The sequence below is a fragment of the Streptococcus mitis genome, from assembly GCF_002096835.1.
Taxonomy (GTDB): domain Bacteria; phylum Bacillota; class Bacilli; order Lactobacillales; family Streptococcaceae; genus Streptococcus; species Streptococcus mitis_W.
On sequence record NZ_NCVG01000021.1, the window covers coordinates 19032 to 45352 of the forward strand.

At 39.6% G+C, this 26321-nt stretch carries 23 protein-coding genes and 4 pseudogenes; 5 read left to right on the forward strand and 22 right to left on the reverse strand.

Annotation, left to right across the window (positions count from 1 at the left end):
- The first annotated feature begins 3 nt into the window (after positions 1 to 3).
- Positions 4 to 756, forward strand: coding sequence for an ABC transporter permease (locus B7699_RS04335; RefSeq protein WP_084927251.1), 753 nt, complete (start codon positions 4 to 6; stop codon positions 754 to 756).
- A 38-nt stretch (positions 757 to 794) separates the two neighbouring features.
- On the opposite strand, the gene B7699_RS04340 is transcribed toward B7699_RS04335, so the two are convergent.
- The 8 genes from B7699_RS04340 to B7699_RS04375 form a co-directional block, all read right to left on the reverse strand.
- On the reverse strand, positions 795 to 1673 hold the full coding sequence (locus B7699_RS04340; protein ID WP_084927252.1) for a sensor histidine kinase: 879 nt from the start codon (positions 1671 to 1673) through the stop codon (positions 795 to 797).
- Complete coding sequence (locus B7699_RS04345) at positions 1670 to 2371, reverse strand: response regulator transcription factor (protein ID WP_084927253.1); 702 nt, start codon at positions 2369 to 2371, stop codon at positions 1670 to 1672. Before B7699_RS04345 ends, B7699_RS04340 begins: the two co-directional genes overlap by 4 nt.
- Before the next feature lie 191 nt (positions 2372 to 2562).
- Positions 2563 to 3438, reverse strand: a complete 876-nt coding sequence (aguB, locus tag B7699_RS04350; protein ID WP_084927254.1) for an N-carbamoylputrescine amidase — start codon at positions 3436 to 3438, stop codon at positions 2563 to 2565.
- 9 nt (positions 3439 to 3447) lie between these two features.
- A complete protein-coding gene (gene aguA, locus B7699_RS04355) occupies positions 3448 to 4533 on the reverse strand; it encodes an agmatine deiminase (protein WP_084927255.1) in 1086 nt (361 codons plus the stop codon).
- Positions 4530 to 5657 carry a carboxynorspermidine decarboxylase gene (gene nspC / locus B7699_RS04360; protein ID WP_084927256.1) on the reverse strand — a complete coding sequence of 376 codons (1128 nt, stop codon included), beginning with the start codon at positions 5655 to 5657 and terminating at the stop codon, positions 4530 to 4532. Before nspC ends, aguA begins: the two co-directional genes overlap by 4 nt.
- On the reverse strand, positions 5657 to 6916 hold the full coding sequence (locus B7699_RS04365) for a saccharopine dehydrogenase family protein (protein WP_084927257.1): 1260 nt from the start codon (positions 6914 to 6916) through the stop codon (positions 5657 to 5659). The genes nspC and B7699_RS04365 overlap by 1 nt, the downstream gene beginning before the upstream one ends.
- Positions 6913 to 7773 carry a polyamine aminopropyltransferase gene (gene speE, locus B7699_RS04370; protein WP_000366713.1) on the reverse strand — a complete coding sequence of 287 codons (861 nt, stop codon included), beginning with the start codon at positions 7771 to 7773 and terminating at the stop codon, positions 6913 to 6915. Before speE ends, B7699_RS04365 begins: the two co-directional genes overlap by 4 nt.
- Complete coding sequence (locus B7699_RS04375; protein ID WP_084927258.1) at positions 7774 to 9234, reverse strand: aminotransferase class I/II-fold pyridoxal phosphate-dependent enzyme; 1461 nt, start codon at positions 9232 to 9234, stop codon at positions 7774 to 7776.
- A gap of 709 nt (positions 9235 to 9943) precedes the next feature.
- Here B7699_RS04375 and B7699_RS04380 point away from each other — a divergent pair.
- Positions 9944 to 10639: pseudogene (locus tag B7699_RS04380) on the forward strand (VIT1/CCC1 transporter family protein).
- Between the two features lie 41 nt (positions 10640 to 10680).
- Here B7699_RS04380 and B7699_RS04385 read toward each other — a convergent pair.
- From B7699_RS04385 to B7699_RS04415, 7 genes and pseudogenes are all read right to left on the reverse strand, one after another.
- The gene (locus B7699_RS04385) at positions 10681 to 12669 is read right to left on the reverse strand and encodes an ABC transporter permease (protein ID WP_084927259.1); all 1989 of its coding nucleotides are present in this window, start codon (positions 12667 to 12669) and stop codon (positions 10681 to 10683) included.
- Between the two features lies 1 nt (position 12670).
- Positions 12671 to 13429 carry an ABC transporter ATP-binding protein gene (locus B7699_RS04390; RefSeq protein ID WP_049502561.1) on the reverse strand — a complete coding sequence of 253 codons (759 nt, stop codon included), beginning with the start codon at positions 13427 to 13429 and terminating at the stop codon, positions 12671 to 12673.
- A 372-nt stretch (positions 13430 to 13801) separates the two neighbouring features.
- A complete protein-coding gene (locus B7699_RS04395) occupies positions 13802 to 14074 on the reverse strand; it encodes a PspC domain-containing protein (protein WP_001085044.1) in 273 nt (90 codons plus the stop codon).
- Between the two features lie 58 nt (positions 14075 to 14132).
- A complete protein-coding gene (locus B7699_RS04400) occupies positions 14133 to 14582 on the reverse strand; it encodes a SprT family protein (protein ID WP_084927260.1) in 450 nt (149 codons plus the stop codon).
- Positions 14569 to 16698 carry a Tex family protein gene (locus B7699_RS04405; protein ID WP_084927261.1) on the reverse strand — a complete coding sequence of 710 codons (2130 nt, stop codon included), beginning with the start codon at positions 16696 to 16698 and terminating at the stop codon, positions 14569 to 14571. Before B7699_RS04405 ends, B7699_RS04400 begins: the two co-directional genes overlap by 14 nt.
- 103 nt (positions 16699 to 16801) lie before the next feature.
- A pseudogene (locus tag B7699_RS09440) lies at positions 16802 to 17117 on the reverse strand (DUF1919 domain-containing protein); the annotation flags it as partial.
- Between the two features lie 606 nt (positions 17118 to 17723).
- On the reverse strand, positions 17724 to 18074 hold the full coding sequence (locus tag B7699_RS04415) for a PBECR3 domain-containing polyvalent protein (protein WP_000349514.1): 351 nt from the start codon (positions 18072 to 18074) through the stop codon (positions 17724 to 17726).
- A 155-nt stretch (positions 18075 to 18229) separates the two neighbouring features.
- Between B7699_RS04415 and B7699_RS09800 the strand changes: the two genes are divergently transcribed.
- The 3 genes from B7699_RS09800 to B7699_RS04430 are packed head-to-tail and all read left to right on the forward strand — an operon-like array spanning position 18230 to position 20079.
- Positions 18230 to 18361, forward strand: a complete 132-nt coding sequence (locus B7699_RS09800) for an SPJ_0845 family protein (protein WP_004234728.1) — start codon at positions 18230 to 18232, stop codon at positions 18359 to 18361.
- Positions 18362 to 19267 carry a permease gene (locus B7699_RS04425; protein WP_084927262.1) on the forward strand — a complete coding sequence of 302 codons (906 nt, stop codon included), beginning with the start codon at positions 18362 to 18364 and terminating at the stop codon, positions 19265 to 19267. It abuts the gene before it with no gap.
- Entirely contained in the window at positions 19264 to 20079 is an 816-nt protein-coding gene (locus tag B7699_RS04430; protein WP_084927263.1) for a TIGR03943 family putative permease subunit, read from the forward strand. Before B7699_RS04425 ends, B7699_RS04430 begins: the two co-directional genes overlap by 4 nt.
- Positions 20080 to 20200: 121 nt before the next feature.
- On the opposite strand, the pseudogene B7699_RS04435 reads toward B7699_RS04430, so the two are convergent.
- The 7 genes and pseudogenes from B7699_RS04435 to B7699_RS04465 all read right to left on the reverse strand — a co-directional run bounded on the left by B7699_RS04435 (position 20201) and on the right by B7699_RS04465 (position 26317).
- A pseudogene (locus tag B7699_RS04435) lies at positions 20201 to 20917 on the reverse strand (alpha/beta hydrolase).
- Positions 20918 to 20920: 3 nt separating this feature from the next.
- Positions 20921 to 21232, reverse strand: coding sequence for a hypothetical protein (locus B7699_RS04440; RefSeq protein WP_000420556.1), 312 nt, complete (start codon positions 21230 to 21232; stop codon positions 20921 to 20923).
- A 109-nt stretch (positions 21233 to 21341) separates the two neighbouring features.
- Complete coding sequence (locus B7699_RS04445) at positions 21342 to 23084, reverse strand: glycoside hydrolase family 13 protein (protein ID WP_084927264.1); 1743 nt, start codon at positions 23082 to 23084, stop codon at positions 21342 to 21344.
- 173 nt (positions 23085 to 23257) lie between these two features.
- Positions 23258 to 23748: pseudogene (locus B7699_RS04450) on the reverse strand (phosphoribosylanthranilate isomerase).
- 63 nt (positions 23749 to 23811) lie between these two features.
- Positions 23812 to 24693, reverse strand: coding sequence for a diacylglycerol/lipid kinase family protein (locus B7699_RS04455; RefSeq protein ID WP_084927265.1), 882 nt, complete (start codon positions 24691 to 24693; stop codon positions 23812 to 23814).
- Between the two features lie 111 nt (positions 24694 to 24804).
- Positions 24805 to 25659, reverse strand: a complete 855-nt coding sequence (locus B7699_RS04460) for an ADP-ribosylglycohydrolase family protein (protein WP_084927266.1) — start codon at positions 25657 to 25659, stop codon at positions 24805 to 24807.
- 40 nt (positions 25660 to 25699) lie between these two features.
- Positions 25700 to 26317: an SAP domain-containing protein gene (locus B7699_RS04465; RefSeq protein WP_084927267.1), complete on the reverse strand. Its 618-nt coding sequence runs from the start codon at positions 26315 to 26317 to the stop codon at positions 25700 to 25702.
- Positions 26318 to 26321 lie beyond the last annotated feature (4 nt).

Consider the following 26321-nt stretch of genomic DNA (forward strand, 5'->3'; position numbering starts at 1 on the left):
ATCATGATACATACCATTCAAGCAGACTTTTACCGTCTTTTCCGTTCCAAAGGATTCTGGATTACAGAGTTCATTCTCTTTGCTCTCATGCTAATGGGTGCAAGTATAGGAGCTACGGGTCATCTAATGGCAATCCAGACAGAAGAACCAGAAATTCCAACCCATGGTTGGAATGGTGTACAAGCACTGATCAACGCATCTAGTCAAGGTTCAAACCTCGTTTTTCTCTGCATCATCCTAGCCTGCCTCGTTCTTGGAGTTGATTTAATTGGCAAACTCTATAAAAATAATTTAACAGTGGGTGTTTCTCGTACCGAGTTTTTCCTTGCCAAAGCCTTTGTATTGACTTGTATTGCACTTTTGCAAGTCATCATCAGCCTTGTGATTGCCTTTATTCCAGCAACTATCTTAAATGGATTTGGAACCATGCCTGATGGCTTTATTGGAAATCTACTGATAACCATTTTCCTTCAATTATTTTGCCTCCTTGCTTGGCTTTCCATTGTTTCCTTTATTCTCTATGTGAGTCATTCTTATCTTGCAGTATTTATTGGTTATTTTGTCAGCTCTATCTTACTTTCTATGCCAATGCTCATGTTTCCAAATATCAAAATTTTGCCATATTTATCATTGCAGTTTTTCTATGCTATGACTGCTAATAGTGAATCCATTTTCTATACACTTATAGTTACCTTAGCTGTTATTGTAATCTTTAATCTAAGTGGACTGGCAGTTTTCAAAAAGAAAAGTCTATAAAAAAGACCTCCTCTAGCCTACAGAGGAGGTTTATTTCGTTAAAAGTGAATAAAAACCGATAACCACTGCCCATCTGTGCTTAGTTTCATCTCTGCACCGAGAAGATGACATAATTCCTCAGTGATATAAAGGCCTAAACCAGAGGATTCTTCCGTATCAGATAGATTTTCAGAATAAAAACGGTTGCTGAGATTTTCTATTCTTTTGATGGGCTGTTTGACAAGGTTTGCAATCTCTAAGACAAGCTGTTCCTTTTCCTTTTTCAAAGATAGACGTGCTTCTTCCTTGCCATGTTTGAGGACATTCCCAAGCAGATTTTGTAAAATTCGATCCAGTAAGTCTTCATCGGTCCTCATTTTCAGACCAGCTTCAACCTTAAAATCAAGCATGATATTTGCCGCCTGAAAAACATCATAATAAGCAAGAGTCTTTTTTGTGATAAAAGCTGAAAGATCAACTTCTTCCATTTTCGGTTTGACAGCTCCTTCCATCAAACGACGGTATTCTAGGAGAGCCTCCAAACGTTTAGAAACTAAATCAAGATGCTGGGCTATTTTTTGTAAGGTTTCTGCTTTATCTTCAGGAGATTTTATCAATTGTTGGGTGTAGCCTGAAGCGATAGTCAGAGGCGTCCGAATATCATGGGCGATATTGCTGATGGCCATATCCAGAGTCTGTTTTTCCCTTTTCATAACCAACCGAGATTGCTCTACTTCCTGAAATAGATTCTCAATCTGCTGGTAGAGATGTAAAAAATGTTTGGAAAAAATGCTGACTCCGACTCTTTTCATACTACCTGTGAGAATCTTGTCTTCAATCTGTTGACTCAGGTTTTTAAGTGCTAGATGGTAGCGAATCAATGCAATCGATAAAATAATTAGGAGTACTAGTAGGACAAAGATTATCATGTAAGTCATTGCTTGTCTCCTTTTAATCTTACCCCAACTCCCCAGATGGTTTCAATATATTCTTGATTTGGGTCAAGCTGGTTTAATTTTTTTCGAAGATTACTCAAATGCGTATTGAGAGTATTATCTCCAGGTAGGTAGCTATCCTCCCAGACCAATTCATAAAGTTCTTCTTTGGTAAAAATTTTCTTAGGATGTTTAAGGAGAGTTTGGAGAATCAAGCATTCTTTTTTGGCAAGGCGAATCGTTTCCTGGCTATTTTTGATTTCAAAACTTTCTGCATCAAACTGGATATTTTTCAAGTTTTGTGGCTGATTTTCAGTTTTTCCTATTTCCATAGGCTGTTTTTCTACACTTTGGCGTAATTGAACAGTAACTCTAGCAAAGACTTCGTCCAAATCAAAAGGCTTGACTATGTAGTCATTGGCACCGTCTAAGAGGTATTGACTGATTAACTTCTTATCGCTCAAAGCTGTTAGCATAATGACTGGAATTTGACTTTGTTTCCTGATAGCTTTTAAAACCTGATCCCCATTTTTCCCAGGAAGCATGATATCGAGCAAAACGAGGTCAATCCCACCTTGGTCAAAACGCATGATTCCTTCTGTACCAGAAAAGGCTTGAATCACCTCATGCTCCTCAGTAAGAAGTGTCCGCAAAATTTCTTGAATGTCACTATTGTCTTCAATAACCAATATCCTAGCCATAAATACCAACCTTTCTGCAACTATTATAGCATGTTTTATTGATAAAGCTTAAACAGAAAAGCTCCTCGCATAAAAGCGCGAGAAAGCCTTAGAGGGTTAAAATATAAAATCCACTTGCTAGATGACCTAGTATCCCTATAGTTGCAAATAAGAAGTTAGTCTAGCAGAATAAATCTCTCATTTCTCCCCTACTAGTCCGTAATTCGTTGATACATTTCTGGTCTTCTATCTCGAAACAAGCCCCAGTTTAGGCGTTCGCTTGCTCCCTTGTCTAGGTCATAAGTTGCTAACAGAACAGCTTCTCCTTGTCTTTCAGCTCGCTCTAGAATAGCTCCTGTTTCATCCGTCATAAAGGATGAACCGTAGAAGTTAAGACTGGAACTCTGCCCACCATTTTCCTCACTAGGAGTGACTTCCTCCAAACCGTAACGATTGGCTGCAATAACTGGAACAATATTTGCTGCTGCGTGTCCTTGCATGGTACGTTGCCAATGACCACAACTATCTGTATCCAAGATAGGTTCCGAACCAATGGCTGTTGGATAAAAGAGCAATTCAGCACCATTTAACGCAAGACAACGGGCTGTTTCAGGGAACCATTGATCCCAACAGATGCCAATCCCAATCTTAGCGTAGCGAGTATTCCAGACCTTGAAACCAGTGTTACCAGGCGTGAAATAGAATTTTTCTTGATAATAATGGTCATCTGGTATGTGGGTCTTCCGATAAACACCCAGCACTTCCCCATCTGCATCAATGACGGCGATTGAGTTATACAAGACATTGCCATCTTTTTCATAGAAACTGATCGGTAAAACAACTTCTAGTTCCTTAGCAATTACTTTAAAATGCTGAATGGCTGTATTTTCTGTCACCGACTGGGCATACTGGTAGTAGTCATACTGGCGTTCCTGACAGAAATAGGGACGTTCAAACAGCTCTGGCAAGAGAATGATTTGTGCACCTTGTTCTGCAGCCTGACGTACTAAACGCTCTGCTGTTTGAATATTTGTTGCCACATCCTTAGCACATTGCATCTGAATGGCTGCAACTCTTACATTTCTCATCTTTTTCTCCTATTCTGGGATTTGTTGGGTGATACAGTGGATATTGCCACCACCTAAAAGAATATCTCTGGCTGGAATTCCAACAACTTTACGGTCTGGGAAACACTTACTGAGGATATCTAAGGCCACTTGGTCGTTTACATCCTCAAACTGTGGAACCAAGACAGCCTTGTTGGCGATATAAAAGTTTACGTAGGAAGCTGCTAGTCGTTCACCTGCGTATCGCTCTTCTTCTCCTTCTTCATAGATGTAGCCTGGCAAATCCTCTTCTGTCACAACCTGATGAATAGCTGGAATAGGAAGCTTATGAATGGTGAAGGGACGACCTTTTGCATCCGTTTCCTTCTCTAAAAGCGCTAAATCAGCTGCTGACATGGCATACTGAGGATCACTTTCGTCGTCTGTCCAAGCCAAGACAAGTTCTGCAGGACCAACAAAGGCTGCAACGTTATCAACGTGTTCATTGGTTTCGTCCTGATAAATACCATAAGGAAGCCAGATAACTTTTTCAGCGCCAAGGCTCTCTAATAAGGTGTTTTCGATTTCCTCTTTACTAAGATGAGGATTTCGACCAGCACTGAGAAGGCAACTTTCAGTTACGAGAATGGTTCCTTGGCCATCGCTATGGATCGCTCCGCCTTCTAGTACAAAGGATTTGGCATCATAAACAGGCATTTCCAAAGCCTCAGCAAAATGACTGGCTACTTGATCATCATCTTCATAGTCTTGGTAGAGACCATCGACAGCACCACCCCAAGCATTGAAAGACCAATCCACGGCTAATTTCTGGCCTTTATCATTGACAAGAATGGTTGGTCCAGTATCACGTGCCCAGGCATCATTGGTGGGAATGTCTAAATAAACGACCTTATCTCCAAGGTAGTCTTGGGCTTCAGCTAAGTAGTCTTGCTCTACCAAAAGATAAACTCTTTCCCCTTCTGCAATGGTCTTAATAATCTGGCTAAAAGCTGTTTTAGCAGCTTTTCCTTGAAAGGGCCATGAACCTGGTCGAGTCGGCCATATCATGAGGGTACCATGATGGTGTTCATACTCTGCTGGCATACTATAGCCTAATTTTTTTGGACTGTCCATCATGATAATCTCCCTTTAAAGTCTTGATAACCAAAAGATTTGACTAAGCTGCAGTCACCCTGCTCGTCCATGAGATAGAGACTTGGCAATCCAATACCATTAAAGGTATTATTTTTGACAAATGAGTAAATAGCCATATCTTCAAAATAAAGTCTGTCTCCAATTTGAACTGGATTTTCAAAGCTATAATCACCAATCACATCGCCTGTCAGACAAGTATTGGAAGAAAGTCTGTAGGTATGGTCTTTTACCTGTGCCTCAAAGCCGTTGCTCAAAGGTGGACGATAGGGCATCTCAAGTACGTCAGGCATATGGCAGGTCGCGGAGGCATCTAAAACCAAGATTTCCAAACCATTTTCTACAATATCCAATACTTCAGTTGCTAGATAACCCGCGTTGAGCGCAATGGCTTCACCTGGCTCGATATAAACTTCAAGATGGTAAGTTTCTCGGATTCGCTTAATTTCAGAAATCAGCAAATCTATATCGTAGTCTTCTCTTGTGATGTGATGACCACCACCCATATTGAGCCATTTGACTTGATGCAAGTACGAACCAAACTGCGCTTCTACTGCTTTCAAAGTTGTCTCTAAATCATCTGCTCCCTGCTCGCAAAGGGTATGAAAATGAAGACCGTCTACCAATTCCAGCAAATCACTCGGAATTTTATCTAGTGTTACACCAAAACGAGAACCTGGTGCACAAGGATCATAGAGCGCGTGGTCACCCTGTGTTGAACATTGAGGATTGAGACGTAAACCTACACTGATACCAGCCTCACGACAACGAGCTCCATATTTACGCAACTGTCTCTCGGAGTTAAAGACGATATGGTCTGTTAGCTCAAGCAATTCCTCCATGTCCTCATCCTTGAAAGCTGGTGCAAAAACATGGACTTCACCAGGGAACTCTTCTCTAGCTAGCTTGGCCTCATAGAGACCACTTGCAGTCGTACCTGATAGATACTGACTAATCAAGGGATAGGTTTTGTAGAGGGAATAAGCCTTCTGGGCAAGCAAAACCTTGCAACCTGCTTTTTCCTGAACTTCATGAAGAATTTTACAGTTAGATTCTAAACGGGCCAAGTCAATAACGTAGGCTGGTGTTGGTACTTGTTCTAACTTCATCAGTCCACCATTTGTGGATTTTCAACCACAACCCATGGCAAACCATACTCATTCAAAGCTTCCATGAATGGATCTGGATCCAATTCTTCAAGGTTGTAAACTCCAGGTTGTTTCCAAGTACCGTTCATAACCAATTTTGTCCCAATCATGGCTGGAACGCCTGTCGTGTAAGAAATAGCTTGTGAACCAACTTCTGCGTAACATTCCTGATGGTCACAAACATTGTAGATGTAGATGGTCTTTTCAACGCCATCTTTTACACCTGTAAAGATACAACCGATATTGGTTTTACCAACCGTGCGTGGCCCAAGACTAGCAGGATCTGGAAGCAAGGCTTTTAAGAATTGAATCGGAACGATGTCTTGTCCATTGAAGTTAATGGTATCTGTGCGAAGGAGCCCAACGTTTTCTAAGCATTTCATGTGCGTCAAGTAAGATTGACCAAAAGTCATAAAGAAGCGAATGCGTTTAACACCTGGAATGTTCTTAGCCAATGATTCGATTTCTTCGTGGTGAAGGAGATACATGTCTTTTTGTCCAACTTGAGGGAAATCATACTCACGCTTGATAGACATAGCTTCGACTTCGACCCATTTTCCATCTTCCCAGTAAGAACCTGGCGCAGAAACCTCACGCAGGTTGATTTCTGGGTTGAAGTTTGTCGCAAATGGATAACCGTGGTCACCACCATTACAGTCTAAAATGTCGATATAGTGGATTTCATCAAAATAGTGTTTGAGGGCATAGGCTGAAAAGACACTAGTCACACCTGGGTCAAAACCAGAACCAAGAAGAGCGGTCAAGTCAGCTTCTTTGAATTTCTCCTGATAAGCCCATTGCCATGAGTAGTCAAAGTAGGCTGTAAAACCAAGTTCCTTACAACGTTTCTCATAGATAGCACGCCACTCAGGATCTTCAGTATCCTCTGCCTCGTAGTTGGCTGTATCGATATAGTGAACACCTGTTGCCAAACAAGCGTCCATAATGGTTAAATCTTGATATGGTAAAGCTACGTTCAAAACAGCTTCTGGCTTGTAGCTTTCAATCAGCGCAATCACTTCTTCTACCTTGTCAGCATCAAGTGCAGCAGTTTCAATTTTTGTCGTAGTTTTACCTTCTAGCTTCGCTTTCAAGTCATCGCATTTTGACTTAGTACGGCTAGCAATCATAATCTCTGTAAAGGTTTCACTATCTTGACATATCTTTGAAATAGCAACTTGGGCAACGCCCCCACATCCAATAACTAATAAACGACTCATTTTTTTCCTTCCTCTTCTTCTAAAATGTCCTCAACATACTTGGGCAACATAAAGGCTCCCACGTGTAAGTTTGCAGTGTAGTATTCTGTGAAAAGCTGGCGTTTTTTCCAGCCTTCCTTGTCAAAATCTTTGACCGGGTGGTATTTTTTCGATGCAAATCCAAACAACCAATAGCCAGCTGGGCTAGTTGGAATATGGGCCTGATAAACCCGACTGATTGGAAAGGCTTGATTGACCTTGCGGTGCATGCTACGGCAAGCTGACTCATCCTCGTCAAAGAAAGGACTCCCATGCTGATAAATCATGATACCGTCTTCTTTCAAGGCTCTGTAACTGTTTCCGTAAAATTCCTTGGTAAAGAGCCCTTCCGTATGTCCAAATGGATCCGTCGCATCGTTGATGATAATATCGTAGTCATCTTCACAGTTTCGCAAAAAGCGTAGCCCATTTTGGTAGTAAATGGTGACACGAGGATCATCTAGCCCTGCAGCAAAATCTGGGAAATACTCACGACAGACTTCAACCAACATCTCATCCGGTTCCACGATATCGATTTGCTCCAGTTCAGGATAAAGTGTTAATACTTGAGCAACACCACCGTCACCACCCCCAATAACCAAGACTTTCTTTGGATTTGGGTGTACAGCCATGGGAACATGGACGGTCATTTCATTGTAGACAAAATCATCCGCATCTGAAAACAAAACATGCCCATTTAAAATCAGTATTTTCCCAAAAGCTGGTGTATCCAAGACTTCGATATCCTGCCATTCACTTTTTCCAGCGTAGAGTTGCTTGGCTGTTCTCAGGGACAATTTCACATCTGGAGTATGAACTTCAGAAAACCATAAATCCATCTAGTTCTCCTTTCTCTTAATGACGTTGATGTGATTGACCTCAGGATCTTCCGTCCCTTGGAGGGAGCAACCACGTTCCTTGGCAAATTGGATATAGTTTACAATTTCTCGTGTAATGCGTTCACCAGGAGCCAAGATAGGGATTCCTGGTGGATAGCACATGACAAATTCCCCACAGACCTGTCCAACAGATTCATCCAAGATCAAACTTTTTCTCTCTGAATAGAAGGCTTCTTGTGGAGACAGCACTAACTCGGGCTGAATATATTCTCCAGCTATCAAGTCCTTCCCATCTCGTGAATAGAGTCTCTTGATATCAGCCAAAGCACCGACTAAGCGCTCGATGTCTTGGATGCGGTCACCAATGGAAATGTAGGCTAATATATTGCCGATATCACCAAACTCGATCTGAATGTCATATTCATCCCGTAAGAGGTCATAAACCTCGATACCTGTTAAGCCAATACCCTGAGTGTAAACTGACAGCTTGGTTACATCAAAATCACAGACCGACACACCATCAATTAACTCTTTTGAGTAGGCATAGTAACCACCAATGGCATTGATTTCACGACGAGCGTACTCGGATAGCTCAATGACCTTCTCAAAAGACTCTTTACCACGAAGGACCAAGTTGCGACGTGAAATATCCAAACTAGCCATCAACAAGTAAGAGGCGGATGTTGACTGGGTCAGGTTGATGATCTGACGAACGTATTCAGGATTCATCTGCTTCCCGATTAAAAGAAGCGAACTTTGTGTCAAACTCCCACCAGACTTATGCATGGAGACTGCTGCCATATCAGCCCCTGCGTCCATAGCAGAAATTGGAAGTTTATCAGTAAAATGCAAATGCGCTCCGTGGGCCTCATCTACTAAAACCATCATACCAGCTTCATGAGCCATTTTTGTCAATCCCCTTAGGTCTGAACAGATTCCGTAGTAAGTAGGATTGTTAATCAAAATGGCCTTGGCATCTGGATGGTCCTTTATGGCCTTGGCTACTCGATCATTTTCAAGACCTAAAGCGATACCAATTTTAGGATCTACACTCATCTCGATATAGATGGGAATGGCACCACACAGAACTAGCGCATTGATAGCAGATTTATGGACATTACGTGGCAGAATAATCTTATCTCCAGCCTTGCAGGTTGACAGAATCATAGTCTGCACCGATGAAGTTGTTCCCCCAATCATGAGAAAGGCATGGCTAGCTCCAAAAGCATCTGCAGCCAGCTCCTCTGCATCTCGAATAATCGAAATGGGGTGACCAAGATTATCCAAGGGTTTCATCGAATTGACATCAATGCCTACACATTTTTCTCCTAAGAGTTCGACAAGTTCTGGATTTCCTCGTCCACGCTTGTGACCTGGAACATCAAAGGGAACAATCCTTTTCTTGCGTAACTTCACCAAGGCCTCATAAATTGGGGCTTGGTTTTGATCTAACTCTTTCAAGACATACTCCTTTCCATATTTTTAGAACCTTTTGAAAACTAAGGAACTAAAGGTTGACTCATGAAAAAAGAGCAGGTTTTCACCTGCTCTGCAATCTTCTGACGTTTTTATGTTTGTTTCTGTTGAGTATGTCTGTTCCCGATGTTTCCTAACTCTCTAGTAGCAAATATTACGTACTTTATTGATCGTTTCACAAGATGACGTGTGCTTTCACCACACTAAAAATTTATGAATTAGGACAAGTATCCTAACATCAACTTATAAAAGTAGGCTTTTAACCCTATCAATAATGTGGTTTTTCAACCACGCTTCGGCATTCAACCCTGCCTGTCCGTAGGCATTTTTTACTCGGGTTTATATTTGCTAGAAAACATCATCTCATTTTCTAAGCTTTATTACTATATCATGTTTTCAAGAACTTGTAAAGCGTTTTACGGAAAAAATATAAAAAGGTTCGCAAAATAGTTAGATTTTACTCGATTTAACAATGATTATTTTCTTGTAAACGATTATAAAGTGAACGAAATGATGATAGTATTTAATTTAAAATTCTTTCATGCCATTCTATACTCTTACCCTTCTGTGTTTGATCGATTAGATAAGATGACGACATTTTTACATCATTAGAATAGTGCAACTTTTTTCAGACAGTTTTAAAAGATTGATTTCCCTATATTTTTCCTTTATACTGGATCAAAAGGAGAATAGTATGTCAGAAACAAATCACGAAATCGATTCAAATTTTGCAGGTCGTTTAAATATCCTGCGTGCTGGTGTTCTTGGTGCCAATGATGGAATTATTTCCATTGCTGGTGTGGTTATCGGGGTTGCTAGTGCTACGAGCAATATCTGGATTATCTTTTTATCAGGATTTGCAGCTATCTTAGCTGGTGCCTTTTCAATGGCTGGTGGAGAATATGTATCCGTTTCAACTCAAAAAGATACCGAGGAAGCGGCAGTTGCGCGTGAGCAAGTCTTGCTAGACCAAGATATGGAACTAGCCAAAAAGTCCCTCTATGCTGCCTATATTCAAAATGGCGAGTGTGAAACATCAGCCCAACTTCTCACCAACAAAGCCTTTTTAAATAATCCGCTCAAGGCTTTGGTAGAGGAAAAATACGGGATAGAGTATGAAGAGTTTACCAATCCTTGGTATGCTGCTATCTCTAGCTTTATTTCTTTTTTCCTTGGTAGCTTACCACCCATGCTTTAAATTACCATTTTCCCAAGTGATTACCGCATCCCTGCTACTGTCCTTATCGTCGGTGTGGCCCTTCTTCTCACTGGTTACACTAGTGCCAAACTTGGAAAAGCCCCAACCAAAACAGCCATGATTCGGAACCTCACTATTGGTCTCTTGACCATGGGAGTTACCTTTTTACTCGGACAACTTTTCAGCATTTAGAACATAAGAAATACCTCGATTTTGAAGTCGAGGTATCTTTTTTACATTTGCACAATCTTGCGATAACTTCTTGAAGTAACCATGAAAATCAATACATAGGCGATGAGGAAGATAGCGCAGATAGACAAGGTCACGATCAACATCATAGTCGTATCTATTACACCAATCACTTTTAAAATCAGACTAAGCATATGGTAGGCAAAGGCTAGATGTATGAAGGCAAAGAGCAAAGGAAGGAAGAAAACAGTTAAAACCTGTTTGTTGATGGTTTGCTTGATTTGCTTTTGATCTAAACCAACTTTCTGCAAGATAATAAAGCGTTCACGGTCTTCATAGCCTTCAGAAATTTGTTTGTAGTAGATGACCAGAACGGTTCCGACCATAAAGATAATGGATAGGAAAATACCGATAAAGAAGACACCACCAAAGAGAGCACTCATCTGAGAACTAGCATCTGCTAGATTGCTACCATACACATAGCTACCTTCCGTGTTTAATTGTGCATTAAATTGATCGAGGTATTTATCATACTCGTCAGCGACCTTGAGTTGTTCTTCTTCGCTGGCATTTACATTCATACCACCGTACAGCTGATTATAGATAGCCGAATCTGGAAATTGGTCTAAAAATGCTTGTAAATCAGGTACAACAAGGTAATTGTAATCAGTAGTAAAAATATTAAACTGATTTGGGACATGGTTCACAATAAAATCTGTATTAAATTCTTCTTTGACAGAAAATTGATGGTTATTTAGAGTTAGAACTTTCTGTCCTTTCAGTCCATCATTTTTAGCAAAAAGACCGACCTCATTCCCTGATAGAGACAGTTTTTGACCAGTCATATTTTCATAGTCTTTTTGGTCAAATACCATGAAAACTGTTTTGGGTTGGACACGGTTTTGTCCTTTTTCAAAAATAGTTAACTTGGTTCCTTCTTGATTTGCAATACCAAAGTTACTGTAACGAAGAACTTCTTTCTCTTTGACACTATAACCTTTGTCACTTGCAAACTGGCTCAAGAGTTTGTCCAAATCTTCTTTTTCAACATTTTGTCCAGTAATTCCAAAGTCATGCGGATTCATCACTTTTTTAAAGGATTCTGAGGCATTGAAAATACTTGTCGCTGCTGACATGGTAACCAAAACCATTGTAGACAAAATTGCGATAGTTGCTAGGCCAACCGCATTTTTCTTCATACGGAAAATCAAGTTGGAAACAGAGATAAGGTTATTTGGTTGGTAATAGTATTTCTTATTTTTCTTTAAGATTTGAAGGAAAACGGTAATCCCTGCATTGAACAAGAGATAGGTCCCAAAGATAACCAGTAAAACAGCTAGGAAGAAAGTTGTTAGGGCTGTGAGAGGATCTTTTACCGTAAGGGCAAGATAATAGCCAATTCCTAAGCTAATCGAACCAAGAATAGTTTGAAGAGGTAAGAAGCGACCTTTTTTCTCACCACTAGCTTTCTCACGAGAGAGTTGGAGAGCATTCATACGGGCGATTCGAAGGGCATTCAGGAACATGAGGCCTAGGAAAATCAAACCGAAGACAACAAGTACTGCAATGACAACATTCATTTGGAAGGTAGCGACCAGCTCAACCTTTAATTTCATCAGTTTGAGCAAGAAAGCGAAAATTAACTTGTCAAACAATGCTCCAATACCGATACCCGCTCCAACAGTTAGAATCCCAAATACCACTAACTCCTTAAAGGTCATACTGATTAGATGACGCTTCTCCAAGCCCAACATGCCATAAATCCCCAGTTCCTTGGAACGGTTTTTCATAACAAAACTATTGGCATAAAGGACGATAATGGCTGACGCAAGGGTGACGACAAACATACCAAATCCAAGAGTAGCTTGAATCGTTTCACCCCCACGGATTTCCGCAATCTTAGGATTAAAGGTTAGGGAGTAAAAGAGGTAGGTGACGGTGACTGCCAAGAGAACAGCCAGTGCAAAGGGATAGTAGAGTTTGCGGTTTTTAATCAAGTTGGATACCGCTAACTTATTGGTTAATCGAAACATACTAATTCACCTCGCTTGCCATGACAGTCAAGGTATCAGAGATCTCTTGGAACATCTGACGTTCTGTCTTCTCTCCACGGTAGATTTGGTTGTAAAGAATGCCGTCTTTGATAAAGAGTACACGTTTGGCCCTGCTAGCTGCTGCTGTTGAGTGGGTTACCATGAGGATGGTTTGGCCGCGCTCATTGATTTCATCAAAAACATCAAGTAAGGCTGTAGATGACTTGGAATCAAGGGCTCCTGTTGGCTCATCCGCAAGGAGAATTTCAGGTTCTGTGATGATGGCGCGGGCTACTGCTACACGCTGTTTCTGACCACCAGAAATCTCGTAAGGGTACTTCTCTTGCAATTGGTTGATACCTAGATTCTCAGCTGTCACCACCAATTTCTTCATCATCTCCGTAATAGGTCTTCTTGATAAAACTAAGGGAAGCAAAATATTGTCCTTAACAGACAGAGTATCTAGCAAGTTAAAGTCTTGGAAGACAAAGCCTAATTTTTCACGACGGAAGCTAGAGGCCTGTGAATTTTTAATGGTTGCTGTGTCTGTTCCATTCAGGTAAACCTGCCCACGAGTTGGTTTGTCCAGCATAGCTAGGATATTGAGAAGAGTTGATTTACCAGAACCAGACTCACCCATGATGGCAACGTAGTCACCCTTTTCTACGGTAAAGTGAATATCCTTGAGGGCTTCTACTTGGTTGCCCTGAAAACGAGTTTTATAAATTTTTTGAACGTGTTTTACATCTAAAAGTGTCATGTGAATCTCCTTTCTTAATATCCCATCAAATGAAATGTTGCTTGCATCATAGCGCATCCCAGTTGAACACGCTCGATATCTTTATGGCTTGGTTTTCTTGTTTTCTTCTGTAAGATTTGTTTCATGATGTTACTCCTTTATTCTTTATGAGTCTAGTTTACATCAAAAAAAGACCGCTTGCCATAACCTAACCTTACAAAAAAGACTTTAATCTTACATTTTTGTAAGATTGGGAGAAATGTAGCCATTTCATTAAAAATATTTTACTATAAAAAGAAAATAAGAAGAAAACCCTTGCAGATACAAGGGTTCAAAAATTTTAAAATAGATTAGTCGAATTCATAGACTAACAGTAAAATAACTGTTTCTACCTCACCAAAACCAGCCTTCATTATCGTCAATGGCTTGGGCTTCTTTGCGTTTGCGTGGGCCTGTTCCGTACATTTCTGCTTCGATTTCTTCCTTGGTTGGCATGATAGAAGCTAGGATGATATAGATAATCACGCCAAGTCCAAAGTTTGCGACTGTAAAAATAGCAAATAGAAAACGAACAAGGGTAACATCAAAGTTCCACTTGTCTGACAGACCCGCCAGAACTCCTGAAATCATGCGATTTCGTCTCATTTTATAAAATTTACTGTTCATGATATTTCCTCTTTCTGCTAGGTTAGACATAGTATATCACGGGTAGGCTCGGCTTTCATCAGTCCTCAGGCTGATTTACAAGTAATAACTTTCCTCGACAAACTCCACAGCGATAGCGTTTTGTATCAATCCTTCGTTTGCGATGATAAGTTTGCTGACAGGATTGGCAACGATAGAGCTTGATTGTCTTGGTGTTGCTATTGGGCAAGGTTGGCACAAAGCGTAAACCATCCACTGCTTTCAACAGTTCCTTAAAATCCCGATCCTTGTGTTGATAGCCCTTCCCTTGAAAATAGAGGTGATAGTGACAGAGTTCATGGCGGACAATTTTCCTAAAAACATCCAACCCCAGTTCCTGATAAACCTTGGGGTTGAAATCTAAATGCCCATCTTTTGGGAAAAATCGCCCACCTGTCGAACGTAGACGCCTATTCCACTGAGCTTGATGGATAAAAGGTCTGCCGAAGTCTTCTAGTGAAACCTGCTTAACGTAATCAGTCAGTTTCATTTGGAGCGAGGAGCGACAGATTGACTTTTTCACGTTCAGTATCAATTTTCTTAACCCAAACGGTCACCAAATCTCCAACTGACACCACTTGACTAGGGTGTTTGATAAACTTGCGACTCATGTGGGAAATATGAATCAATCCATCCTCGTGAATCCCGATATCAACGAAGGCACCGAAGTCAACGACGTTGCGCACCACACCTTCCAGCTTCTGTCCGACTACTAAATCCTTAATATCCAGGACATCTTGGCGAAGCACAGGTGCATCAAAGGAATCACGGAAATCTCGACCTGGTTTGAGAAGGTCGGCAATGATATCTTTAAGAGTTTCGGGACCAAGGTCTAGCTCTTGCGCCATTTCCTTGACTGAAAGCGACTTGAGTTTGTTTTGGGCTTCTTCATTCAGATCCTTGATATCCAAGCGTTTGAAGAGCTCCTTAACAGCAGCGTAATTTTCTGGGTGAACTCCTGTATTATCAAGGATATTGCTACTTTCAGGGATACGGAGGAAACCAGCTGCCTGCTCAAAGGCCTTAGCCCCCAGGCGAGGAACTTTCTTGATTTGGGCGCGTGAAGTGATTTTTCCTTCTTCTTCACGATACTTGACGATATTTTCAGAAATGGTTTTATTGAGTCCAGCGACATGGGAAAGAAGAGCTGGGCTAGCTGTATTAACATTGACACCGACTTGGTTAACCACTGTATCGACGACAAAGTCCAGACTTTCAGACAGTTTTTTCTGACTGACATCGTGCTGGTACTGTCCGACGCCGATTGACTTAGGATCGATTTTGACCAATTCCGCAAGGGGATCTTGCAAACGACGGGCGATAGAAATAGCTGAGCGTTTTTCAACGGTCAAGTCTGGAAACTCCTGACGAGCAAGTTCGCTGGCAGAATAGACCGAAGCACCACTTTCATTTACGATAACATAGCTGACTTCTGGAAACTCTTTGAGAACTTCCGCCACAAAAGCTTCACTTTCCCGACTGGCAGTTCCATTTCCGATAGCAATAATTTCCACCCTGTACTGACCAATCAAGTCCGCCAAATCTTTCTTGGCTTCTTCGATTTGACGAGCTGAGGCTGGTTTGACTGGATAGATGACTTGAGTCGTCAGCATTTTTCCTGTAGCATCCACGACAGCTAGTTTGGCACCTGTACGAAAGGCAGGGTCAAATCCAAGAACCACGCGCCCTTTCAGCGGAGCAACCAAGAGGAGATTGCGCAGATTGTCAGAAAAAAGTTGGATGGCTCCTTCTTCCGCTTTCTCAGTCAATTCTGTCCGAATACGTCGCTCGATAGCAGGCAAAACTTTTTTCTTAACAGATTGCTGAACGACTTCATCAATATAGGCATTTTTCACCTTGAAACGAGCAGCAAAGAAAGCTAGAATACGGTCCGTCGCATGTTCAAAACCGACTTTCAAGACACCAAGTTTCTCCCCACGATTGAGGGCTAAAGTACGATAGCCTTGCATATTTCCAACTGTCTCAGAAAAATCATAGTAAATCTGAAAAACCTGCTTTTCATCAAGACTTTCATCCTTGACTTGAGAAGTGAGTTTAGAGTGTCTCAGAACCTCCTGATAAGTCATGGAACGCAAGGTCACATCTTCCGATAAGGCTTCGACCAAGATATCAACTGCACCAGCCAAAGCTTCCTTCCCATTCGCAAATCCTTCACAGACAAACTTCTCAGCTTCTTTCTCTAAGTCAGTTACATTCTGCAAGATTAAGCGAGCAAGTGGGAAAAGCCCTGCTTCACGGGCAATGGTTGCCTTGGTCCGACGCTTTTCCTTGTAAGGAAGATAGAGTTCTTCAACGTCTGCTAATTTTTCGGCAACTAAGATAGCTTCTTCCAACTCCTTGGTCAACTTGCCTTGTTCTTGAATCTTAGCTAAAACAGCTTCCTTACGGTCGTTGAGATTTGTCAGACTTTTATCCAAGTCGATAATGGCCTTAATTGCCACCTCATCCAAACTACCAGTCATGTCCTTGCGATAACGCGCTATGAAGGGAATTGTCGCCCCTTCAGCTGTCAAACTTAGAACGGTATCAATTTGCTTTAACGTCACTCCCAAATCCTGAGAGATTTTTTCATATTTTTTATCCATAAACCTATTATACCACAAGCTAAACGTTTCAAATTAGCTCACACAATATTTAAAAACAATACTTGGGGAATGAATTTATATTCTATAGCACAATAACTTGTACTTAGAGAGCATTGCCTCCTTTTTTTAACCACCCCATGACATCAAAATTATTTAATGGATCTGGAATAATAGCCAGTTCTAGGAGATGTTCCTGACCTGGAGTAACACATTGACTTTTTAAATTTTTATAATGTAAAAAGTGAATATCTATATCTCCTAAGTACCTCAAAGGATAAACTTCATGAGTCCAGCTCGATGAAATAAGTTCCTCTTCGAAAACAAGTTCTTGTTTCATATAGTAACGAAAATCCTTTGTAAGTTTATAATAATCATCAGGAAGAATAAATAAATAAACCAACAAAAGGTGTTCTATATTGGCTTTACAATAATAACTTCTATATCTTTAAATATTTATCTATCAACTATTTATAGAGACTCTAATAAACTATTTTTATTTCCTTGATGTAATAAAATAACACTGATTAAGCAAGTCAATTCTACTACCTCCTATAATTTTCTGATAATGATTTTCTTCTTATTTTAATTATAAAGCAAAGGATTTGGTGTTTACAAATGCTTTCTGTTGCTTGTTGATAGTTCATTTTAATAATCATCTTTGTCCGCATGGTTGAGAAGGTTTCAATTTAAAATTCTACTAGATTACAAAAGAATCTATGAGTAATTTCACTGTTTTTATTTTTTACAAAACGCTTTATAAAGCTATTTGTTGAAGTTAACGAATTAATTTTCAGAGAAAATAAAAAACCGCAAGCCTGAGCCTGTGGTGAGTGTAATCTATTTTAAAATTTTAAATAAAAAAGGAGCATTTAAGCCCCTCCTTTGAAATAACGGACATTTGGCTGGTCGGTGTACCCAGCATCTCAGATACCTTCTTCAAGGTGCGGCAGGAACCTTTCTGCCCTCAAATGTCTTTCGTTAATGTTATTCTAGCACTATCTATTTTTTTGTCAAGCTTTCTCAATCTACCCAGACTTAATACGACTTTGTAACTTGAAATCTTGTAAGCGATACATGGTCAGAACATAAAAGAAATCTCCACTTTTATGTAACTTGATGGAAACAAGAACATTATCATCAAATCTTTTTACATATTCGAAACTGGCGTCTTTCTCTCGTGGATTGACCCCGACGAAATCTGGGTTCCTTAGTATGAGTTCCAGGTCTTCAATATGATGAATCACATCATTGTGATGGCGTTTTATCATATGGCTTCTCAAACCGTCTTTGTTGACCTTTATGTCGCTCGCTTCAAGAACAATATCAAAAATTTCTTTTACTTCATCGGTAACCTGACCGATTGTTTCATGATCCATCATTTCCTCCGTTATTCCACAACTATTATATCACAATCATAGTGTATATCAGGATATATCAAGCTCTATTATTCGTTAGATACTCAATTTTAACTTTTCCCTTTTCCTTAAAATAATAGTATAATAGAGATAGAATTTAGAATCGAGGTGCACCTATGGCTGTAAAATTTACAAAAACTGATGACTTGGATAAGATGTTTGAGGAGTTTGCTAAACTCCCTGATTTGAAACAAGTCACTTTCCCTGATGACAAAGAGAAAAAAGCCAAAGCAGAAAAGAAAAACTAGATGACTGCTTTCCAACAACTCCCTTCTAGTGTGCTTCAGACTGGGGCTATTTTTCTCTCTATAATCATTGAAGCCCTACCCTTCGTTCTGATAGGAAGTATTGTTTCAGGGCTGATTGAGGTTTATATCACACCTGAAAAGGTTTATCATTTTCTCCCTCGAAATCGTTGGGGGAGAATCTTTTTTGGGACCTTTGTCGGGATGCTTTTCCCTTCTTGTGAATGTGGAATCGTCCCCATTATCAATCGTTTTCTGGAAAAAAAGGTTCCCAGTTACACAGCCGTTCCCTTTCTTGTGACAGCACCTGTTATCAATCCCATTGTTCTCTTTGCGACCTATTCTGCCTTTGGCAACTCCTTCCATATCGCCCTATTGCGAGCTCTGGGTTCCATCGTTGTGGCTGTGATACTTGGGATTTTTCTAGGATTTTTCTGGCAAGAACCGATTCAAAAAGAAGATCGGTTGGCTTGTCATGAGCATGATTTTTCTCACTTGAGCTCTGCAAAAAAAGTTTTTCAGGTCTTTGTGCAGGCCATTGATGAATTTTTTGATACGGGGCGTTATTTGGTATTTGGCTGTCTCTTTGCCTCTGTTATACAGGTCTATGTTCCGACACGGATTCTGACCTCTATCAGTGCAACCCCTTTTTTTGCCATCCTACTCTTGATGATTTTGGCCTTTCTTCTTTCTCTCTGTAGTGAGGCAGATGCCTTTATCGGTGCTTCTCTTCTCTCAAGTTTCGGCTTAGCACCAGTTCTGGCCTTTCTCGTCATTGGTCCAATGCTGGATATCAAAAATATTCTCATGATGAAAAATTACTTGAAAGTACGATTTATCAGTCACTTCATTACGATTGTGACTCTTGTCGTCTTAGTGTATTCTCTCTTGATTGGAGTCATCCTATGATTCGATTTTTAGTTTTAGCTGGCTATTTTGAACTGACCATTTATCTCCATTTGTCGGGCAAATTAAACCAGTACATCAACATGCACTATTCCTATCTGGCCTATATTTCCATGGTACTTTCCTTTATTTTGGCAATTGTTCAATTGTATATCTGGATGAAGCAAGTCAAAACCCACAGTCATCTGAACAGCCGATTGGCAAAGGTGACGAGTATTACTCTTCTGGCTATTCCACTTGTCGTCGGTTTAACTTTTCCAACTGTTAGCTTGGATTCTCAGACCGTTTCTGCCAAAGGCTATCATTTCCCCTTATCTGAAGGAACGGATCAAGCTATTCAGACAAGCGAAGGGACGACAAGTCAATATTTGAAACCAGATACCAGTTCTTATTTTTCAAAAACAGCCTATGAAAAGGAAATGCGAACGGCAGCGGATAAATACTTGTCCCAAGATAGCATTCAGATCACTAATGAAAACTATATGGAAGTCATGGAAGCCATCTACGACTATCCAGATGAATTTGAGGGCAAGACGGTCCAGTTCACAGGTTTTGTCTATAATGACCCCAGTCATGCTAATAGTCAATTTCTGTTCCGCTTCGGAATTATTCACTGTATTGCAGATTCTGGTGTGTATGGTTTACTTACAAAAGGAAATACCCGTCAGTATGAAAATAACACCTGGATAACAGCCAAGGGAAAACTGGTCAATCACTACCATAAAGAACTCAAACAAAACCTCCCAACCTTGGAAATCGACAGCTTTACCAAAGTCAATAAACCAGAAAATCCCTATGTGTATCGCGTGTTTTAAAAGAATAAAAAGACAAAACGAACAAGTTCTCTTCTGAATGACAGAAAAAGAGCCTGTTCGTTTTTTGTTGAGTCTGAGTAGACTTTTATTCTATATTAATTATCACCATTCAATCACTATCTCACTGAGCATAAGAGAACCACTCATTAATTATACTAGCGATTTCTTTGGGTGCTTCAGTATAAACTTCATGGCTAACGTTTTCTAGAAAAATAGTATCAAAATAATCTGGCAATTCTTTTAAGGCTTCCTCTCTCCATGTATCTTCATTAGAATAGCAAGGACTGATAAACAAGGTATCTCCCACTTCTCTCTTAAAAGCTTGGATTTTTCTTCATAGGCGGAGAATCGCTTCTATATTTTCATAATTTATAGCCAACTCATATCTATTATACTCAGAATTCCAGTGATAGGACTGCCTTACGGCTTTTTCCATATTTTCTGACCAATGCTTTGCTTCAGATTTTTCTTTAGAAATAAGAAGAGCTAAGTCTGAAACGACTTGAGATTCGATATAGTTTTTAGCTTCCTCTAACTCTGTATCTAAAGGTAAAATCTTATCTAAATCTAGATAGCCACCATCCAAAAGAATCAGTTTTGTCACTTCATAAAATTCCGATGCAAGATAACGCGCCAAATCTCCTCCAAGAGAATGACCTATCAGACAGATAGAGTCTCCTTCTACAATCTCATTTTTAAACCATAATTTCAATTCTGTTTCATCTCGAAGATGCTTTTCATATGGACTTAGAAAATAAACCTGCGAATCTAGTTCTTGAAGAAAATCCTTGCTATGATAGATATTGCTTCCCAGACCGCCAATAAAATATTTTTTCATTCTCTACTTAATACTATGCTTATTCATCTTTTGTTCAAAGATAGTCGTGATAATCTGACGTAATTCTTCGCGTTCTTTTTCTGGAATTTCACCACTTGTTTGAGCTGCAGCGTAGAGTTCAGGGTGTTCAATTGAAATGCGTTTAATCGTACGTGTCGTAGCATGTTTTCTGACGAAAAATGGGATTCGCTTAATCAAGTCTTGTGGTACTAGCGCAAGAATCTTTTCAGCAGTTTCCTTGTCACTAATCTTAGACGTCGTAAGCCCCTTCTTAATCATTTCCTGTTCTTTTTCTGTAAAATCTTTTAATTCCATTCGGTCAGTCCTCCTATTTTCTTTAAGTTAAATTATATACCAATTGCAGCAAGACGACAAATAGTCTGCTTGTAAAATCTTCTCTATACTACAATTTTCCTGTCGCTCTTTAATGAAAAATCACAAATCCTTTTGGAGAGATCACAAGCTGATTCTCCAATTCTTGGCAATTGCTTGCTAGTGCTACTGCTTCTTTTTGTAAATGATAATCTTCCTTTGATTGGTTGAAAATCGCTTTGAGGATTCGCCCTTCATATTTCCACTGCAAAGCTACTACATCAGCTTTGATTTCTTGGAGACTATACTTGCCATGCTGAATGGTTGCTGACGCATGTTTGCGAATCTGGATCAATTTCTTCATGAAATTCAGCATATCATTGTCACTTGATACACGTTCCCAAGGCATACAACGTCGACAATCTGGGTCTGGTCCTCCGGTTAAAGCTAACTCGGTTCCGTAATAAATGCAGGGTGTTCCCTTTTGTAAAAAGAGAAAGGCTAGGGCTGATTTAACCAGTTGAGCATCTTCATTTGCCGTCCACAAGATTCGTTCTGTATCATGCGAATCCAAGAGATTAAACATAACCTCTGAAATCTGCTGTTTGTAATACATAGACTGACCATTGATTTCATCGATGAACTGATCAATCTTCTTAATTCCTCGTAAGAAATAGTCCTTGATACTATCAGATAAAGGATAATTCATGACCGCATGGAACTCATCTCCATTTAGCCAAGGCTGAGCCGTATGCCAGACTTCTCCTAAAATATAAAGATCAGGCTTTTTAGCTAAAACAGCCTTGCGAAAATCTTTCCAAAACTGATGGTCGATCTCATTAGCCACATCCAAACGCCAAGCATCAATATCAAACTCTCCAATCCAATAAGTCGCAACCTTTAAAAGATAGTCCTTGACCTCTGGATTGGCTGTATTTAGCTTAGGCATATAGTCCTCGAAACCAAAAGCATGATAGGGTAAGTCTCTTTTATTAACTAGTTTTTCAGTCGTCACTGGGAATTGTTGTATATGGAACCAATCTTTATAAACAGATTGCTCTCCATTTTTGACAACATCTTGCCATTGAGGCGATTGTGAACCAATATGGTTAAATACAGCATCCAGCATGATTTTCATACCACGCTGATGCGCTTGCTCGACCAGCTCTCGAAAGGTCTCCTTGTCTCCAAAATGACGGTCAATTTCAAAGTAATCTGTCGTATTGTATTTATGATTGCTCGTAGATTCAAAGATAGGACAAAGATAAAGTCCAGTAATGCCTAAGTCTTGCAAGTAATCCAGATGGTCAATAATCCCCCGTAAATCACCACCAAAGAAATCATCACTCTGAGGTGTGATAGATGAATCCCAGTCTAATGACCCTTCTGGGTTTAATCGAGCATTTCCATTGGCAAATCTCTCAGGAAATATCTGATACCATACCGTATTTGAAACCCAGTCAGGAACCTTGCAGGCATCAAACTCATGAAGATAGGGCAACTTAAATCCATTCCCAATAGCATGGAGATTTTCTAGAGAATTTTCGACACAACCTTTATCACCATACAAAATACTTTGACCTCCTGTATCCTTGAGTTCAAAGAGATACTGGATACGTGCATAATCAACTTTGACTTCAGCCTGCCAATAATCAAATAAGGCATCAGAGGTTATCTTGGCCATTTCTTTTGTATCCTGATAAAACTCCTCCATAAAGATAAAAGGGTCACCATAATGCAAATTGATGCTTTCAATATCCCCTTTCTTAGTCCGAATCCGAATATGAATCATCTTATTCTTATAAAGATAGGCATACTCCGACTCAGGCCTATGGTAAATAGCGCTTAATTCCATAAATTTGTCTCCTAAAGTATTAATTCAAATTTTACGCAAACGTTTTCATGATTATGATTCTAGTATACTACTTTCATATTTTATTTGCAAGGCTTGTTCGCAGTTTCAAGTGGTTTGGTTCTATAAATAAAAAAGCAGCCAGCCTTACAACCAACTACTTTTCAAATGGTGATTTACAACTGTCTCTCCAGCCACTCTATCTTTTTAAAATCCTTATTGTTATTGTGCTCATTTCGATAAGAATCTTGGGAAGAAGCCTTGTAAATACTTAAAAACTGTTCCAAACTTGGAACGTGAAAAGTGCTGTTTTCGAGATGAATCAACTCTATATCCGATTCCGAAACTCCTGCAAAATCAGGTAAAGAATCAATACTTCCGAATTCAACCCTCAGACCATCCTTTTGGAATTCATGCTCATGAATATCTATTAAGGCGTAACCTAAGTGATTCATCACTTTATTATCTTGTCCCAGTCATAGATTCTGAGATGGTCAGGAGCTTCCCAACCTCTAGGGTCACCAGGCACATGAATGTCAATGTCAGACGGCCCCCATTCTTCATTTGAACGGTATTCAAAACCCAAAGACCCCATGAGTGTCGGTGTGATTCCGACTTTGTTTAAATGAGAACAGATTGTTCGAAATTCATCAAATAGAGAATTCATTCATCCTCCAATCGTTGATATAGAACTTAATTTCGTTGCGAATGATAAACTAATTTTTATCTTTTACTCTTTCGGTTTTGAAAATACTTCTACTCGCTGAGCTAGGACTTTGATTTCTACAGGTAGGTTATCCGATTTATCGCCGTCAACATCTGACTCCAATTCACTATCTGAAGAGATCTTAATATTACGCGCTCTGATATACTCAATATTATCATTTGCAACAACATCCCCTTTTAATAAATCAGGAATAACGGATAATTTGGAGAATAGAGACGCATCTTTCAGAATCAAAATATTGGCATAGCCGTCTTTGTTTTCTTCAAAGATTTTCTTATCAGCGAAGTAATTTGTCAAGAGAACCAACACATGGCTAGCTTCACCAACATAATTTCCATTTTCTGTCTCCACCTTAATGTTAAAGACCTGATCCGTCATGACAGACTTCATGGTATTTACAGCATAGGCTAAAATACCGAATTTTGTCTTGTCTTCAATCTCCACATTGTGAATCGCCTCAGGCAGAGAACCGATACTAAAGATATAACCAAAATAATTGTCATTCGCTTTTCCGATATCAATCTTATTGGTTAAGTTGAAATCCAGTTCATCAATCGCGCTATCGATGTCTTGATTGATTTCCAACAGTTTTGTAATGAGGTTACCCGTCCCACCAGGGATAATCCCTAATTTAGGAATGTAGTCTCTCTCAGCAATGCCCGAAATAACTTCATTGACAGTCCCATCTCCACCAAACACAACCACTGCATCGTACTGCTCACGAGAAGCTTCCTCAGCAAAATATGTTGCATCCAGCGCCTTTTCGGTAATTTTGGTTTCCACGTGCTCAAAGTATTCTTTTGCTTTATTCTCCAGCTTTTCTTTGTAATCCAAAGCCTTCTCCCCACCAGAGGTAGGGTTGATAATTACCATTGCTTTTTTCATTAATGTTCTCCTTAATATTCGTTAGAAATGGTTACATTTCATCGTATGCAAGTAAATGTACTCCCATTATACAATGAAATTACAGAAAAGAGAAATCTGACGTACTGGAGATCAATACACTTTTATTCTATTTTCCCATCGCATAACTACATCCTTTAACGATTCATCCAAGTAAGAAAATGCCTTATCCTTTATCCAGTCAGGAATACGATAAGCTGCCTCGGCTATACTTCCAGTGATTGCAGCGAGAGTATCACTGTCGCCACCAAGTGAGATGGCATTTCTTATCGCATCTTCAAAGTCCCTACTTTCAAGAAAGGCAATAATGGCTTGAGGGACAGTTTCCTGACATGTTTCGTTAAAACAAAAGTTAGGGCGGATTTCATCTAAAGTTTGAGATAGATTGTAGCCGTATTCCTTCTCTATATAATCCTTAATCCGTCTTTTACACTCTGTAGGATTGTCGTTAATTGATTGCTCGTATTCTCTAAAATAACCACCAAAGTAAAAACGACACAGAAAGATAGCATCAGCTGTAGCCATAGCACCTTTGATACCTTCCGGATGATTATGAGTTACCTCTGCAGAAAGACTCGCAAGTTCTCTAGATGATGGCCACATTCCGGTTCTAGCATAAAAACTACAGTCCATGGACCAAGCGCATGGAGAAACACGCATAGCCGAACCATTCCCAAAGCTATTATAAGGCTCACGGTTATCGCTGTTTAGCCATGCATTAAAGCGAGCACCATAATCAGCATCAGGATACATTCTACCATATTTCTTCATAGCATCAATGAAGTCGTCTTTTTGTCCCCCATTCATAATCGCCTCTGCAACAGCACAGGTCATAACCGTGTCATCTGTAAAAAAGCAATCCTTCCGAAATAAAGGAAAGTCCTTCGTTTTGATATTGTTCCATTCGTAAACAGAACCGACAATATCTCCAATAATTGCTCCTAGCATAAGATACCTCCATGTGAACTATTGGTTTAGACTGATTTTTCTACTTCCCATACTCTTTTATTTTATCAGCATATTCAGTCAAAAGGTTTTTTGAATAAATTTTTTCATTACTTGAATTTCTAACTTCTTTCCAAAGAATAGATGCAACTTTTAACTTGTTTGAGTAGTTACGACTATTTTCGTCTGCACAGAAGTCCTTTAAAAATTGGTTCCATTGACAAACTGAATGATCATACTTGGCATAATCTGAATTTCCATAATAAACTTTTAGCATATCTTGGATTGTAAAACTCAAATCATTTTCTCTTTTTACTTTTCTCCAAGCTGTCGCCATATCAGCAGTAAATTTAAAGGGCGAAACATCTGTTAAAGTTGAGAAATATTCTCTAAAGTGTGCATTAAAGGAGAATCCACATTCAAGCAAGGGTGTGTCCAAGGTAACGACTTCTACTCGTTTCTTTTTATTTTTTATTGATGATTTTTTAATCAAATTCCCCTTAAAGTACTGCTCAATAATATCATTGAGTTCCTGTTTTGTACCTCTATATTCAAGCCCTAATGACTTGCATATCTGTGAAAGTTCACTACGATACCAATAGTATTTATTAAACTCATCAAAGGATGCAATTTTATCAAACTCAGGTCTGCTTTTTATCAAAAAA